At 37.6% G+C, this 14,797-nt stretch carries 15 protein-coding genes; 4 read left to right on the top strand and 11 right to left on the bottom strand.

From position 1 onward, the window contains the following. Positions 1–11 precede the first annotated feature (11 nt). The 3 genes from hisA to B3D94_RS09340 all read left to right on the top strand — a co-directional run bounded on the left by hisA (position 12) and on the right by B3D94_RS09340 (position 2,068). Entirely contained in the window at positions 12–779 is a 768-nt protein-coding gene (hisA, locus tag B3D94_RS09350) for a phosphoribosylformimino-5-aminoimidazole carboxamide ribotide isomerase (protein ID WP_069482095.1), read from the top strand. Next, positions 776–1,063 carry a hypothetical protein gene (locus B3D94_RS09345; RefSeq protein ID WP_069482096.1) on the top strand — a complete coding sequence of 96 codons (288 nt, stop codon included), beginning with the start codon at positions 776–778 and terminating at the stop codon, positions 1,061–1,063. Before hisA ends, B3D94_RS09345 begins: the two co-directional genes overlap by 4 nt. A 273-nt stretch (positions 1,064–1,336) precedes the next feature. Continuing rightward, entirely contained in the window at positions 1,337–2,068 is a 732-nt protein-coding gene (locus B3D94_RS09340) for a GTP pyrophosphokinase (protein WP_193832651.1), read from the top strand. An 85-nt stretch (positions 2,069–2,153) separates the two neighbouring features. Here B3D94_RS09340 and B3D94_RS09335 read toward each other — a convergent pair whose 3' ends face one another. From B3D94_RS09335 to cymR, 5 genes are all read right to left on the bottom strand, one after another. After that, a complete protein-coding gene (locus B3D94_RS09335) occupies positions 2,154–3,596 on the bottom strand; it encodes an MDR family MFS transporter (RefSeq protein ID WP_291756965.1) in 1,443 nt (480 codons plus the stop codon). A gap of 190 nt (positions 3,597–3,786) precedes the next feature. After that, a complete protein-coding gene (locus B3D94_RS09330; protein WP_069482099.1) occupies positions 3,787–4,446 on the bottom strand; it encodes a tetratricopeptide repeat protein in 660 nt (219 codons plus the stop codon). 74 nt (positions 4,447–4,520) lie between these two features. After that, positions 4,521–5,645 (bottom strand): tRNA 2-thiouridine(34) synthase MnmA, encoded by a 1,125-nt coding sequence (mnmA, locus tag B3D94_RS09325; protein WP_069482100.1) that lies wholly within the window; start codon positions 5,643–5,645, stop codon positions 4,521–4,523. Between the two features lie 75 nt (positions 5,646–5,720). Continuing rightward, positions 5,721–6,869, bottom strand: a complete 1,149-nt coding sequence (locus B3D94_RS09320; protein ID WP_291756960.1) for a cysteine desulfurase family protein — start codon at positions 6,867–6,869, stop codon at positions 5,721–5,723. Between the two features lie 172 nt (positions 6,870–7,041). Continuing rightward, positions 7,042–7,461, bottom strand: a complete 420-nt coding sequence (gene cymR / locus B3D94_RS09315) for a cysteine metabolism transcriptional regulator CymR (RefSeq protein ID WP_008181126.1) — start codon at positions 7,459–7,461, stop codon at positions 7,042–7,044. Between the two features lie 203 nt (positions 7,462–7,664). Between cymR and B3D94_RS09310 the strand changes: the two genes are divergently transcribed. Then, positions 7,665–8,954: a replication-associated recombination protein A gene (locus B3D94_RS09310; protein WP_291756950.1), complete on the top strand. Its 1,290-nt coding sequence runs from the start codon at positions 7,665–7,667 to the stop codon at positions 8,952–8,954. Between the two features lie 209 nt (positions 8,955–9,163). Here B3D94_RS09310 and B3D94_RS09305 read toward each other — a convergent pair whose 3' ends face one another. The 6 genes from B3D94_RS09305 to B3D94_RS09280 all read right to left on the bottom strand — a co-directional run bounded on the left by B3D94_RS09305 (position 9,164) and on the right by B3D94_RS09280 (position 14,790). Next, positions 9,164–9,682, bottom strand: coding sequence for a hypothetical protein (locus B3D94_RS09305; protein WP_291756947.1), 519 nt, complete (start codon positions 9,680–9,682; stop codon positions 9,164–9,166). A 212-nt stretch (positions 9,683–9,894) separates the two neighbouring features. Continuing rightward, positions 9,895–10,281: a hypothetical protein gene (locus tag B3D94_RS09300; RefSeq protein ID WP_069482104.1), complete on the bottom strand. Its 387-nt coding sequence runs from the start codon at positions 10,279–10,281 to the stop codon at positions 9,895–9,897. Positions 10,282–10,407: 126 nt separating this feature from the next. Next, complete coding sequence (locus B3D94_RS09295) at positions 10,408–11,169, bottom strand: tRNA threonylcarbamoyladenosine dehydratase (protein ID WP_025114372.1); 762 nt, start codon at positions 11,167–11,169, stop codon at positions 10,408–10,410. Between the two features lie 153 nt (positions 11,170–11,322). Beyond that, positions 11,323–12,336 carry an N-acetylglucosamine kinase gene (locus tag B3D94_RS09290; RefSeq protein WP_291756943.1) on the bottom strand — a complete coding sequence of 338 codons (1,014 nt, stop codon included), beginning with the start codon at positions 12,334–12,336 and terminating at the stop codon, positions 11,323–11,325. Between the two features lie 18 nt (positions 12,337–12,354). Beyond that, positions 12,355–13,437, bottom strand: a complete 1,083-nt coding sequence (locus B3D94_RS09285) for a DUF871 domain-containing protein (protein ID WP_069482105.1) — start codon at positions 13,435–13,437, stop codon at positions 12,355–12,357. Between the two features lie 24 nt (positions 13,438–13,461). Beyond that, a complete protein-coding gene (locus B3D94_RS09280) occupies positions 13,462–14,790 on the bottom strand; it encodes a PTS sugar transporter subunit IIC (protein ID WP_083244717.1) in 1,329 nt (442 codons plus the stop codon). Positions 14,791–14,797 lie beyond the last annotated feature (7 nt).

The raw sequence follows: 14,797 nt of genomic DNA, 5'->3' as shown, positions 1-14,797 counted from the left end.
TCGTGAAGTTATTGGAATTTAGACCTTGCATCGATTTACATGAAGGCAAAGTAAAACAAATTGTCGGGAGTACTTTAGGTACTACCAATCAAACAGTCGTTGAGAATTTTATTTCTAGTTATGATTCTAGCTACTATGCACAAATGTTTGCACAGGATCACTTAACAGGCGGACACGTCATCATGCTTGGTCAGGGAAATGAAGATGCTGCACTAGCTGCTTTAGCTGCATTTCCACAAGGGTTACAAGTTGGGGGTGGCATTACTGCTGCAAATGCCCAAAAATATATTGATGCTGGTGCCTCCCATGTGATTGTCACTTCCTATATCTTTCATGATGGCAAGCTGGATTTAGAACGTTTACAACATTTAAACAAATTAATCGGTAAAGAACATCTTGTCATTGATCTCAGCTGCAAAATGCGAGATGGTAAATGGTTTGTCATGACGGATAAATGGAGAAAATTTAGTCACTTTGAAGTCAATGCAGCCTCAATTCAAGATATTGAGAATTATTGTGATGAACTGTTAATTCACGCAGTCGATGTGGAAGGAAAAAAAGGTGGGATGCAGGAAAGCTTGGTACGAGATCTTGCAGCCTGGACCTCAATCCCGACCACTTATGCAGGTGGCATTCGTTCAATTGAAGACTTAGAAAAGTTTAACCAATTAGTCAATGGAAAGCTTCATATCACAATCGGGAGTGCTCTCTCTATTTTCGGAGGAGAGCTGCCCTATACAGATGTCGTGAAATATTGTAAAAAAGGCGGGATTTTGTGAACCTCATTTATAAGGATTATGTTTTTCCATTTCAAGAAACAAATTTAGAACGTATCATTGATGGCAAGTATTTCAAAGTAAATAAAAAAGATCATTCTCTTGCAATTCATGTTCAACTTGATAATGAACAAATGCTACTAGAGTTTTCTAAATCATTAAAGGCAACTTGTGGTTTCCTACGCGATCAAGAAACAGAGCCCTATATAGGAACATATATTGACTTACAAATATTTGTGGATGAGTTTAATAAACGTTATAACTTAAATGCTGAAATTATTAGTTAACGCAAAGGGGTAGTTTTCTCCCCTTTTTTTTGCAACAACTCATCCCTCTCCTTCACTTTTTACAACCCATTTTAGCCTTTTTGAAACCTTTTACCTCTTATGTGAGTTATATATGATGTAGAAAGGTTTTATCCTTATGAAAAACTATCCTTAACATTTAAACCTTGCCAAACATTGGCTGCTATTTTATTGAGATGAAGGACTATTCTACATAGAATGAGAAGTGGAACATAAATAAGTGTCCACAGACATAAGGGAAAGGATTTTTTAAATATGAAAACCGAACTCGAAGTAAACTCTTTAAAATCATTTCAAACTGAGTTAACACGCTTCTTTCTAGCTTATAAATTTGCTTTACAAGAAGTGGAAACGAAAATTAATATTTTGCAAGAAGAATTTAAGCTTATTCATGAATATAATCCCATTGAGCATATTTCAACACGTGTAAAGTCGCCGAAAAGTATATTAACAAAGATGTTAAAAAAGGAACTTCCTCCAACGATGGAAGACGTACGCGAAAACATTCGTGATATTGCAGGTGCTCGCATTACTTGTTCATTTGTCGAGGATATTTATAAAGTAAGTGCCATGTTACAGGCACAGCATGACATTGAGGTTGTAGAGGTAAAGGACTATATTGCTAGTCCTAAAGACAATGGCTATCAAAGTTTACACCTTATAATAAAAATCCCTATTTTTATGTCTGACCATATGGAGAAGGTCTATACAGAGATTCAAATCAGGACCATTGCGATGGACTTTTGGGCTAGCCTGGAACATAAAATTTATTATAAATATAATAAAGAAGTGCCCGAACATATTCGTGTTGAATTAAAAGAAGCCGCACTACAAGCTGCTGAGTTAGATCGAAAAATGGAGCGCCTCAATAAAGAGATTAATATATTAAAGGAAAATGAGGCCGAGCCCACTTTATTAGACAGTACACCTATATCACAGCTTGCTAAATATTTTGCACAACTTCCAAACCTGAATAATAATGATTAAACACTTTTAGATTTTGTTGAACAAAAAATCCACCTTGCTCCAGCAAAAATGTCTGCTTGGAAGCAAAGTGGATTTTCGTTCATATTTAAGCCTTGTCTTTTGATTTCGTCACAATAAAGAAAGATAAAATAAGGGCACAAATGGCAAAAACTAAAGTTGTTATATATACATAGCTTACACCATTAGCAATGGTCCCCTTTAAAAAGCTTATTTCTTCTAGACTAAAGCCTCCTTTTGCAAATTCACCATTTAGCTGAATTTCTCCTTTACCTAATGAAGCCATTTTTTCACTCGTTGCAAGGTTAAAAACCATCCCAAATAGGGCTGCACCTATCGCTTGACTAAATGTATTAGTGAAGGAGTTGAGGCCAATAGAAATACCCAGTTGCTTGGGATTAGCCACCTTTTGAATGGAAATCATCAGCATTGGCATAATAAAGCCCATACCAAGCCCGATTAATGAAGAGCCAAGATACACGCTTATATCACTAGAGCCTGAAGATAATTTAGCAAGCATAATCGTTCCCGTAACTAATAAAATCGTCCCCATTTGGATAATTCGTTTATTCGTTAAACGTCCGATTAAATAGCCTGCTGCAATAGAATTCATCGTCCAAAAAATAGACATGGGTGTTAGAAGTAGGCCTGCTTGTGTGGCATTTTTCCCTAGAACACTTTGCGCATATATCGGAATATAGACCGTCACACCAATGACAATTGACATGGTACTTAATGTTAGTGAATTAATCACCATGAGACGACCATTTTTAAACAATGTTAATGGAATAATCGGTTCTTCTGCACGTAGCTCTACCCATATAAAAACGCCTAAAAATACCGCTGCAACGGCATACATAATGAGCGATTGACTCGATAACCATGTTTGTGTTTTACTGTTTTCAATAATTACATATAATAGTGAAACCATTCCGATCGTAAATAGGCCTGCACCTAAATAATCAATTTTCCGCTTCACTGCTTCAATCTGTTCTTTGTAATGTTTAACAATTAGATAAATAGAAGCTAAACCAAATGGTACATTAATGAAAAATATAAAGTGCCATGACACCTGGTCAACAATAAAACCTCCAAATAGTGGACCAACTACGCCTGATACGCCCCATACCATACTTAAATAGCTTTGTCCTTTAGCACGTGCTTTTTCAGTCGTAAATAGTTCACCAACCATCGTTAGTGTAATTGGTAAAATCGAGCCTGCACCAATCCCTTGGATCGCACGAAAGACAATTAATTGTTCCATCGATTGTGCTAATCCACATAACATGGAACCCATTAAAAAAATAATGATACCTGTAATAATCATCCGTTTACGCCCAAATAAATCGGCTAGCTTACCAAAAATAATCGCAGCGATAGCAGATGCTAATAAATAAGCAGAATAAATCCAACTTATTAAATCTATGCCTAATAAATCTGCTGTTATACTTGGAATAGCTGTACTAACAATCGTTCCTTCAATTGCCGCAAGCGCTGTTACAAGTAATAGTGCAATAAATACTTTATTCATCGTGTCACCTATTCCTTTCCTGCATGACATACACTAACAAATTTAACCTAAAAATAAAAGAGGATGGGATAATTTTTACAAAAAACATCGAATGATAATAAAAAATTGATCTATAATCTATCGACACCCTACTATAGAACTGCATAAAAAAGCAGCAAGTTCATCAAATCACACTTGCTGCTTTTATCTATTAGTTAAATCGTTGAGCAATCATATCATAAATATAACGAGCTTGATCGTATTCTGGCTGTAAGGTAAAGGCTTGTTTTAAATGATACATCGCATCTTCTGTTTGCTCTGTAGACACGGCATACAATACACCTAAATTATAGTGGGCATCTGCATTGTTCCAGTCCTGTTCAATTAAAAGATCCAGTTCCTTCTTCCCTTGCTCAAACATCTCTAATGCACATAGCACAATTGCATAGGCTAAACGGATCTGTGTATCTTCGGGAGCAATTTCCACGGCTCTTTGTAAATAAGGCAATGCTAATTTTGGATTCTCCATACGCTCAAAGCATTTCCCCATCATATAGTACACATCTGCGCCTTCGATATGATGCTTAAGTGCTTGTTCATAAAGCTTGACAGCCTCAGCATAGCGTTCTGCATTGTAATAGAGGTTTGCTAAGCCATAATAAGCTGTAGCTGCTGTCTCATCCACCGTAATAGCCTTTTGGAAAAAACGCTCTGCACGTTCTGTATCCTCTAATACTGCTAATAAATTGCCGAAGTTTACATAACCAATAGCATTTTCAGGCTCAGCTTCTATCGCCTTTGTAAATAGTTGTGCAGCCTCTTCATATCGCTTATCTTGAAACGCTTGAATGCCCTGTTCATTATAATTCATTATTTCTCACCTCTATGTAGCGAAAGACTGCTTCCATGAAGCCATGTGGCAATAAAAGCAGTCTTAGGCGCAAGTTATCCAACATATGTTAGTTTTTCATTACTTTTAAAGACTTCATCAATCGTTCCGCCACCAATACACTCTTCTCCATCATAGAGAACAACTGCTTGTCCTGGAGTGATAGCACGGACAGGCTCTGCAAATGTAATATGAGTACGACCATCTGCTAATATTTCAACTTCTACTGGTGTATCCGTTTGACGATAGCGGAATTTCGCAGTACAAGAAAATTTCCCAGGCAATTTTTTTGTCGAAGTATAGTTCATTTTTACAGCAGATAATGAAGTAGAATATAAATGCTCATTGTCAAAACCTTGTCCAACAAGTAGAACATTACGCTCTAAATCTTTCCCTAACACAAACCATGGCTCACCGTCTCCACCAATACCAAGACCATGTCGTTGCCCAAGTGTATAATACATTAAACCGTCATGTTTTCCCATGACAACGCCATCCATTGTTTCCATATTGCCCGGTTGAGCTGGTAAAAATTGACTCAAAAATTCTTTGAAATTACGTTCTCCAATAAAACAAATCCCAGTAGAATCTTTTTTCTTCGCTGTTGCCAATCCTGCTTCTTCAGCAATTTTACGCACTTCTTTTTTCTCAATATCGCCAATTGGGAACATCACATGAGCCAATTGCTCCTGTGATAGTTGATTTAAAAAGTATGTTTGGTCTTTGTTATTATCCACACCGCGTAACATTTTTACTTCTCCAACACCGCTACGATCAATACGTGCATAATGACCTGTTGCTAAGTAATCAGCGCCGAGGCTCATCGCATGCTCTAAAAACGCTTTAAATTTAATCTCTTTGTTGCACATTACATCAGGATTTGGTGTACGTCCTGCTTTATATTCTTCTAAAAAGTATGTGAAAACTTTATCCCAGTATTGTTTCTCAAAATTTACAGCATAATAGGGGATGCCGATTTGATTACATACTTTTATGACATCATCATAATCTTCTGTTGCTGTACAAACACCATTTTCGTCAGTATCATCCCAGTTTTTCATAAAGATCCCGATTACTTCATAACCTTGTTGTTTTAACAAATATGCAGCCACCGACGAATCTACCCCACCAGACATGCCGACAACTACGCGAATTTGAGAGGGGTCACGTGTTTCTTTCATTGTGGTCACCTTTTCTTTTATCTATTTACAGTTAATGCTTCATAAATTGTAGAAACCTAACATGTTCTTCACAAATTATCTTTTAGCTAGTTTTTTCACTATTTGTGCTGTTTTTTCAGCTGCGTCACGTATATCTTTTTCCGTTAAATCCTGACCAAAGCTAAATCGGATCGAGTTTCGTAATTCCTCTGTACCTTGCCCAAACATGGCTACTAACACATGCGATGGATCAATCGACCCAGCGGTACATGCAGAACCACTAGATACACAGATTCCTGCCATATCAAGATTTACTAAAAATGATTCTACTTCCATGCCCTCAAAGCTAATATTTAAAACATGTGGCAATGACTGCTCTTCATCACCATTAACATGGAACGCTATTTTTTCTTGTGAAAATACATCAAGCATAATTTGCTTAAAGTGATTGTATAGTGAACGCTTTTCTTCACGCAACTTATTTGCAACTTGCACAGCTGTCGCAAAGCCAATAATTGCTGGTATATTTTCAGTTCCTGCACGACGTTTTCTCTCTTGTGCACCGCCTAATGCATAATTAGCTAAAGGTGTTCCAGCCTTTTGGAAAAGGAACCCAATTCCCTTAGGCCCATTAATTTTATGAGCTGACACACTCAATAAATCTACTTTTAATTGACCCACATCAATTTGTTCTAAACCATATGCCTGAACTGCATCTGTATGGAAGGTAGCTTGATGTCCTTGTAATAGCTCACCAATTTCAGCAATAGGCTGAATAGTACCGACTTCATTATTCCCATACATAATTGTCACTAAAATCGTATCATCACGAAGTGCTTTTTGGACATCCCCAACAGCTACACGGCCAGCCTTATCCACTGGTAAATAAGTCACATCAAAGCCATCTCGTTCCAGTTTTTCACATGTATGTAACACCGCATGATGCTCTACTTGTGTTGTAATGATATGCTTTCCCTCTTTAGCTCGCGCGTAGACAGTGCCCAAAATTGCTGTATTATCAGCTTCTGTACCACCACTTGTAAAGATTATTTCTCCCGCCTGAGCACCGATAGACTTGGCTAATATGTCGCGTGCATCATCAAGATATTTGCGCGCCTCTCGACCTGCCCCATGGATACTGGATGCGTTGCCAAATACGTGTTGCATAGCAGACGTCATCGCTTCTATAACTTGGCCATTCATCGGTGATGTGGCCGCATGATCGAGATAGATATATGAATTCATGTTGAAAACTCCTTTTTAATAAAAAACGCTGGAACCCACATAATATATCATAAATTTATGAAAAACATTCAGCATGAAATTCAATTCAAACAGCTCTAAGTGTTTGATTTCACCGTTTATTTTTCAACTCAACTATGATAAGAATGGGGAGCAGCGCTTTAGCTTAAACATTTTAAATATAGAACATATAGCCTTCCGCTACATTTTCTTCTGTGTATTGTGCTAAATCTTCAATTGTTGTTGTATCTAACACATTTTTTACTGCGTCACGGATGCGCAACCATAACTCACGTTGTGGTGCTTCCTCGTTTTCAATACCCTCTACTGGTTGAATTGGCCCTTCTAGTACACTAATAACATGGGCTGCAGAAATTTCGCTCGGTGGGTTTGCTAGCATATAACCACCATAAGCGCCACGTACACTTTTTACTAAGCCTGAATTACGAAGCGGTGACACTAATTGCTCTAAATACGCCTCTGATAACTCCTTTTCGGCAGCAATTTTACGTAAAGGAATAGGACCCTCTCCGTAATGCTTTGCTAATTCAATCATAATCGTAAGCCCGTAACGGCCCTTTGTTGAAATTTTCATTTTATCACCCTCAATTAGTCTAGTCAAAATTACTACCAACAGTATATCATAATCTCCTCTTGATGAACTCGGAAATACACCTAGAAGGATATGATATACTAAATAATGCGATTCAACATTGTTTAACGATCCACTATTAGCGCTGTATGTAGTGCAAAAAATGGATAAATAAAAAATGACAACGGCTGAAAGGGGGAATTATTTTGCACAATGAACCACTAGCTTTTCGAATGCGTCCTTTAACACTTGATGAAATTGTAGGTCATCAAGATTTTATTGGTCCAAACACAGCTCTATATAAAATGATTCAAAATGAACATGTCCCTTCCATGTTGCTCTACGGAGAACCCGGCATCGGCAAAACCTCTATTGCAAATGCGATTGCAGGAAGCTCTCAGCTCCCTTTCTTTGCACTCAACGCGACACGAGCGGGCAAAAAAGATGTAGAAGATATTGTCCAAGAAGCTAGAATCTCAGGAAAAGTTCTACTCTTTTTAGATGAAATTCATCGCTTCAATAAATTTCAGCAAGACACTTTGCTACCACATGTGGAAAATGGCTCGATTGTCTTAATCGGTGCAACAACAGAAAATCCTTACCACGATGTCAATCCAGCGATTCGATCTCGCTGTGGTGAGATTTATCAACTTAAACGATTAACCAAGGAAAATCTAATGGAGCTTGTAGAAAAAGCACTTGCAGATGAAAAACGGGGTCTAGGTAAATATCATTTTATCTTAACAGATTCACAAATTGAGCATATTGCAGAGGCAGCGAATGGAGATGCACGAAAGGCATTAACTTTACTTGAATCCATTTATTACGCAAGTGATGAAGTAGAGGGGCAAACGGTTGCAGCAGACCATATTATTGATCACCTCATTAGTCGAATTGGTGTTTATGGTGATAAAAAGGGCTCACATTTTTATAATTTACTTTCTGCCTTGCAGAAATCTGTCCGTGGCAGTGATACGAATGCTGCGCTATATTATTTAGCACATTTATTAGAAACTGGTGATTTAGTCGCTGTCAGCAGACGTTTACTTGTCATGGCGTATGAAGATATTGGCCTTGCCAACCCTGAGGTAGGTCCTCATATGCTCGCTGCGATACAGGCAGCAGAACGTCTTGGATTACCAGAGGCACGTATCCCACTTGCAAGTGCAGTTATTGAAATGTGTTTAGCATCAAAATCTAATTCAGCTATCCTTGCAATCGATGACGCGATAAAAGCGATTCATGATGGCAAAACGGGTGATATACCTCATCATTTGCGTGATGCTCATTACGCTGGGGCAACAGATTTAGGTCACGTTGGGTATCAGTATCCTCATAACACACCCATCGGAACATTTGGTGGCTGGATAGATCAGCAATACTTACCTGATGAGCTAGTAGGAACTGAGTTTTATAAACCCGTTATTGCCGGCGAGGAAAAACGTATGGCTAGTATCTATGAAAAGCTTAAATCTTTTCATCAAAATAAAAAGTAGCTTTCCAAGAGCAAAGTCATTACTTCTACCGTTAGAAGCGACTTTGCTTTTTTAGCGATACACTAAAAAAAGAACCCACGAAACTTTAATGGTTAAATACATCCACTTTCCAACACGTACCAGTGTTGAAAACCTAGAAATAATTACAAAAGTTCACGTAGATTCTTGTCGTATAGTCTATTTTCAGAAAATAGAGTGTCTTCAATTGTCTAGCTATTTAATTCATGATCAACAAATAATTTAAACTGTTGAAGACATTGCTTCACATCACCCTTTTGTACAAGCACTTCATTGCGCAAAGTAGTCAGTTTTTCTTTATCATCTACTACTTCAGCCATAAGGGCAAAAACATCTGTTAATAATTGCTCATTTTCCTCTTGATCGATACTAGGTAAAGATGAAGCAGCAATATGTAATAACTTCTCGACTTTTTCAGGCGTCTTTTGTAAAGCATTAGATGAATAGAACGTTGAAGCCGCTAAAAAATAACATAACTTGGCACTACAGTCGATAAACAAATGCCAATAGGTATTTGCACTAGGAATCTCCCCTGCCCGATGATCGATATATTCCTTATAAAAAGTTGTCACTTGTATATATAAAGGATTTAATTCTCGCATCGCTTTCGGATAATTATCAGAAGTGTCTAAGTAATCAAATACAATGGCATTCATTTTCTCTTGAAGCTTGACAATATCTAGATGATCTCGAATAATTTGAATTTCCATTTTCCCACTCTCCCATTTGTCATTTGTTGATTTCGAACTTCATGGCTATTTTTGATTAGCTCAAAGCATCCCAAACAAACTGATCGATTATCTATTGGAATTATTCAAATTATAGCAATAAACCAATTAGAGTAGTGGGGACATGAAAAAAATAAGACAATTTCGTGAATTAATAGCATTTTATGCACATAAGAAGAACTATTTTGGTAAAATTATAACCTTTGTACATATTCATCAAATAACGCTTGTTCCATTGTTCGATCAACAATTTCCACAATACTTCCCTGGACATATTTTTTAATACGTTTATTGGGGATATAAAAATAAGCATTGTTTTTTATTAACCATTCACTTAATGTTAGGTCGCTATCAGCTTGTTGATTCGTTAAAATTTTCTTATGCCGCAAAATATCGGCCATTTTATAAAAGCCATCTGACAACTCATAGGCAGATACATCAAAATTAAAAATGGGGCTTACAACCTGTCCAATATCATAAATATGTATCGTTTGCTTTTCTTCATCTATAGCTAACTCAACAGTGCTTATTTCATCGAAAAGATTTAAACCTCTATACTCCATTTGATAAATTTTTTCCATCCGTATACGCCTCCTTTTTATAACGGTCTTATTGTAACATAGAAAAAGTAGCCCCCTAAAAACAATAAAAGAGGCTACTTCTATGAAATTGATTCATTATGCTATTTTTTGAAATCCTATAGACTATTAACCTTGTACGCGTGTGATTTTCACATCTTTTAAGATCGTATTAACGACCCAGCTTGCTGCAATTAAACCAGCTACTGATGGCACGAAGGCATTGGAAGAAGGTGGCATCTTCGCTTTACGAATGGCAGCATCCGGCTTCCCTACATGTTCAACAACATCTGGACGTACGACAATCGGACTTTCATCTGAAAATACAACGGTCACACCTTTATGAATTCCTTCTTTACGTAACTTTGTACGGATAATTTTTGCTAGTGGATCTGTATGTGTTTTTGAAATATCTGCAATTTGGAAGCGAGTTGGGTCCATCTTATTCGCTGCACCCATACTAGAAATAATAGGAATATTACGCTTTAAGCATTCTTTCATAATATGAATTTTATACATGACTGTATCACTTGCATCGATTACATAATCAATGCCTTGTGCGAAAAATTCTTCATACGTTTCTTCCGTATAAAACATATGCATATCAATGACTTCACATTCAGGATTGATATCTGCAATACGCTCTTTCATAATAGCTGATTTAGATTGTCCAACTGTAGATAGATACGCTACTAATTGTCTGTTTACATTGGTAATATCAACATTATCCTTATCGACTAATATAATTCGGCCGATACCACTTCGTGCACATGCCTCAGCAGCAAATGATCCAACGCCACCTACACCAAGAATAGCAACCGTTGTATTTTTTAATTTTTCGAGACCCTCTGTTCCTATAGCGAGCTCGTTACGTGAAAATTGATGTAACATCCTGACACTCTCCATCTATGAAATTTTATTAGTAAACCTAGTTATATACTAAGATAAAATCAAAACCTATATTACATTCTATCATGTTATTCATCAAGTGAAAATTATAAAGAAAAAAGAGCAATTGAATCGATCCAATTGCTCTATGCTTCATTATACATAATTTTTTTGAAAGGTCTCTACAAAAGAACTACTAAACTGGACATTAATTTGTTGAAGGGCCGCAATAACAGCTCCTCCTATTGGAGGTAATGCAGGGGTTTTAAAACGAAACGGTAATGTTTCCTCCATTGCCATCGCTTGTAGTCTTGGAACAAAATAATTTTCATTCGTAAATACTCCCCCACATAGGACGACAGGTACTTTTTCTTGCCCCCATACCATCCGTAAATAGCATGCTTTAATGGCCTTAAAATAGTTTTGACAGGCTTCTTCAATGATTCTCTTGGCTACTAGATCACCATCATCAGCCGCTACAACAATATAGGCACTCAATGGCGCGATAATTGTGCGCGGATGCTCATCTCCATAAATACAGCCGATTAATTGTGGCACATAATCTACAGCGAAATGTTTCAGCACAGCTTCGGTCAATGCAGTACTAGGAGCTCTACCATCATAGCTTTGTAACACAGCCTTTAGTAATTGGACGCCTAAATCATAGCCACTTCCTTCATCATCAAAAAGATACCCCCAGCCACCTACTCGATGAAAATGCTGCTCCTTATCATATCCCATCGTTATAGCGCCTGTCCCCGCGATTTGAACAATTCCTGCCTTTCCAAGTGTACCCGCATAAAGAGCGATCAAAGCATCATTGTCTACCGTAATGGAAGCGGAGCTACACACATATTGCCGTAATATTGATTCCACAACGCCCTCGGCTTGAAGCTCCTTGACACCCGCCATCCCCGCAAAGCAACTAGTAACCTCTATCACTATTTGAGGATTTTGTTGCTGCAAACTTTGCATGATTGAATGGATGGTTGCTTCGAAATATGCTAGATCCATAGCAGTAGGGTTACTACGAGTCGTCTCTATTTGGGCAAAGCATTGACCTTTTTCATCACAAATAACCGCCGCCGTTTTTGTGCCACCACCATCAATGGCTAAAACATACATAACATCATTTCCTTTCCCATAAAGAAAAAGAGATTGATGACTCAATCCCTTCCTCTCTTATTTTCATTTCGTAAAACCAAATGACGACCACGGTTGAATGTGTGCTAGTAAAAACTGTTCTTCTTCGACAACACTTGCAACAACATTACTTGACCCAGCATTCGGAATTTCCTTTAGTACGATTTGTAACTCACCTTTATAACGAACATCCAAATTATTATCGATCGTGACATCGCCCACCTTTAATGGTCGTGTATCATGTACAGGGAAGTCCCCATTTTTATATTTCACGCGAGATTGTGTACTCCGAATCACATATTCAGATACATCCCCTCGATTAAAATGCGGTTCCTTATAAAGGATTGTTTCCTCTAATATACTTGTGTCTGCTGACTGAACAAGCTTTAATTCAAGCTTCTGGCGGTTTAATTGTCCTAAAGCTCGTATTTCTTCTTCAGATGCATACATATTACCAATGATGCAATCGTCAATTAACCCCGTGTGCCATAAATCTTTTGCTTGTACCGTAACAGGAAGGTGACGGTGCTCCTCCAATGTTGGTAAACCTTGTTCCGTTACTTCCCATGGCCCAAACTTACCATGCTGAGAGGAAATCATCGCAGCCGTTCGAATATTATTTGCTTTAAACTGTTGAGAGGTTTGTAAAAAATGCTGACGAGATAAACCTGTAAATTGTCTTGGATAAAAATTATGACAGCCGATAATATTTTCTTTATTCGGACGGTAGGATAAAATGTTGTCTACATACTTCGTACCATTACTTATATTTAATTCAATTTTTAGATTGCTTTCATTAAGTGACATGAATGCTTCTTCCTGACCTGAGAAACCCATGTCTAAACGTAATGCTGCCAAATGATAATGCTCTTTCAAATAACCTATATCTCTATAGGTTAAATTTAGCTCTTGAAAAACGGTTGGGGCTATATCTGCAGAAATGTCAAAACCCAATTGCTGTGCAAATTGATTAATTTGCTGTAATTTCTGCCGTTCTTCTTCCTGCTTTAATGACATCAAACATGTAAAAATACGATCAAAACCGTTGTCATGAGCGAGCTGAACATAGCGCTTCATTTCATCTAATGTACTATGCTGTGGATATAGCGAAATACCTAATCTCTTCACTTCAAACCCTCCGTTAGTAAACGCTTATACTTCTACCTTTTGACCTTCTGATTGGGCTACAGTTGATTGTTCACTCTGCGCCGCTAAAGCAGCTTTTTGCTCGTTTTGCTTCGCCATGCGATTTGCCATTGAAAGGAATGGCAGGTAAATGCATATAGCTACAACGATTAATACGATACTCAATACGGCTCCACGCCAAGATTGTGTTACTAAGAAACCATTAATAATCGGTGGTGTCGTCCATGGAACCGCAATGGTTGCTGCAGGCACAAACCCCCATTTTGTTGCAAAGAATGCAATCGTCACATTGACCATTGGTGTTAAAATAAATGGTACAAATAAGACTGGATTTAATACAATTGGTAAACCAAATAATAATGGTTCATTAATATTAAATAATCCAGGAGCAGCTGATAGCTTACCTACTGTATTATATTGTTTGTTTTTACGAGCAATAATGAAGATGGCAATAATTAAGGCAATCGTTGTACCTGAACCACCCATATTAATAAATGCGTCAAAGAACGGTTTATTAATAATATACGGTGCTACTTTGCCAGCAGAAATAGCTGCAACGTTCGCATCGATTGCTTGTAGGTTAATGGATTGCATAAATGGCTCGATAATATTCGCCCCATGTATACCAAATGACCATAAAAACGTAGGAATGAAAGCTAAAATAAGACCAGCTACCCATGTATTTGTTAAGCCCATAAAAGGCTCTTGAATTGATGAATAAAACGATCCAATAATATCTGGTACATCAAAACCAGCCGAAATAATCGTCCGAACTAATGCAAATAATCCAATTGTAATAATTGCAGGCAGTAATGCAGCAAAAGATTTGGATACAGCCGATGGTACACCTGCAGGCATTTTAATCAATAGTTTAGAGTTACCTGATAATCGAGAGAACAGCTCTGCGGATATCAAGGCTGTTATGAGGGCAACAAATATTCCTCCCGTACCTGTCGTTAATCCCGTTAAACCACCTTCCCCAAATGTACCAAATGTCATATAACCTGCAAGACCGATAACCCCTCCGGATAATGCATCCTTGTCATAGCTTTTTGTCAAATGGTAGGCAACAGAAAAGGCTAATAATAGTGAGATGATTCCAAATGTTGCGCCCCAGACATTGCCTCCAAACTGTGTCCATGTCTCATGTTTCCAAATGGCATCGAGTGCATTTTGATAAAATTTGATAGGCAAATTGTTAATAAGTACAGCCAGTGATCCTACAATCGTCAAAGGCATGATCGTAATAAATCCATCACGAATGGCAACTAAATGACGCTGATTCCCAACCTTAGCAGCAACCGGTACAAATTTTTCTTCTAAAAAACGGAACATTCTCATA

It is taken from the genome of Lysinibacillus sp. UBA5990 (genome assembly GCF_002429815.1).
Taxonomy (GTDB): domain Bacteria; phylum Bacillota; class Bacilli; order Bacillales_A; family Planococcaceae; genus Lysinibacillus; species Lysinibacillus fusiformis.
The sequence above is the reverse complement of the archived record's forward strand: the minus strand, read 5'-3'. Positions and strand labels throughout refer to the sequence as shown.

Bases quoted from the DNA above. Each gene is read 5' to 3' on its own strand.
- cymR (WP_008181126.1), bottom strand. From the start codon at position 7,461: ATGAAAATTTCAACAAAGGGCCGTTACGGGCTTACGATTATGATTGAA.
- B3D94_RS09335 (WP_291756965.1), bottom strand. From the start codon at position 3,596: ATGAATAAAGTATTTATTGCACTATTACTTGTAACAGCGCTTGCGGCA.
- B3D94_RS09320 (WP_291756960.1), bottom strand. From the start codon at position 6,869: ATGAATTCATATATCTATCTCGATCATGCGGCCACATCACCGATGAAT.
- B3D94_RS09295 (WP_025114372.1), bottom strand. From the start codon at position 11,169: ATGTTACATCAATTTTCACGTAACGAGCTCGCTATAGGAACAGAGGGT.
- B3D94_RS09330 (WP_069482099.1), bottom strand. From the start codon at position 4,446: ATGAATTATAATGAACAGGGCATTCAAGCGTTTCAAGATAAGCGATAT.
- B3D94_RS09305 (WP_291756947.1), bottom strand. From the start codon at position 9,682: ATGGAAATTCAAATTATTCGAGATCATCTAGATATTGTCAAGCTTCAA.
- B3D94_RS09300 (WP_069482104.1), bottom strand. From the start codon at position 10,281: ATGGAAAAAATTTATCAAATGGAGTATAGAGGTTTAAATCTTTTCGAT.
- mnmA (WP_069482100.1), bottom strand. From the start codon at position 5,645: ATGAAAGAAACACGTGACCCCTCTCAAATTCGCGTAGTTGTCGGCATG.
- B3D94_RS09280 (WP_083244717.1), bottom strand. From the start codon at position 14,790: ATGTTCCGTTTTTTAGAAGAAAAATTTGTACCGGTTGCTGCTAAGGTT.
- B3D94_RS09340 (WP_193832651.1), top strand. From the start codon at position 1,337: ATGAAAACCGAACTCGAAGTAAACTCTTTAAAATCATTTCAAACTGAG.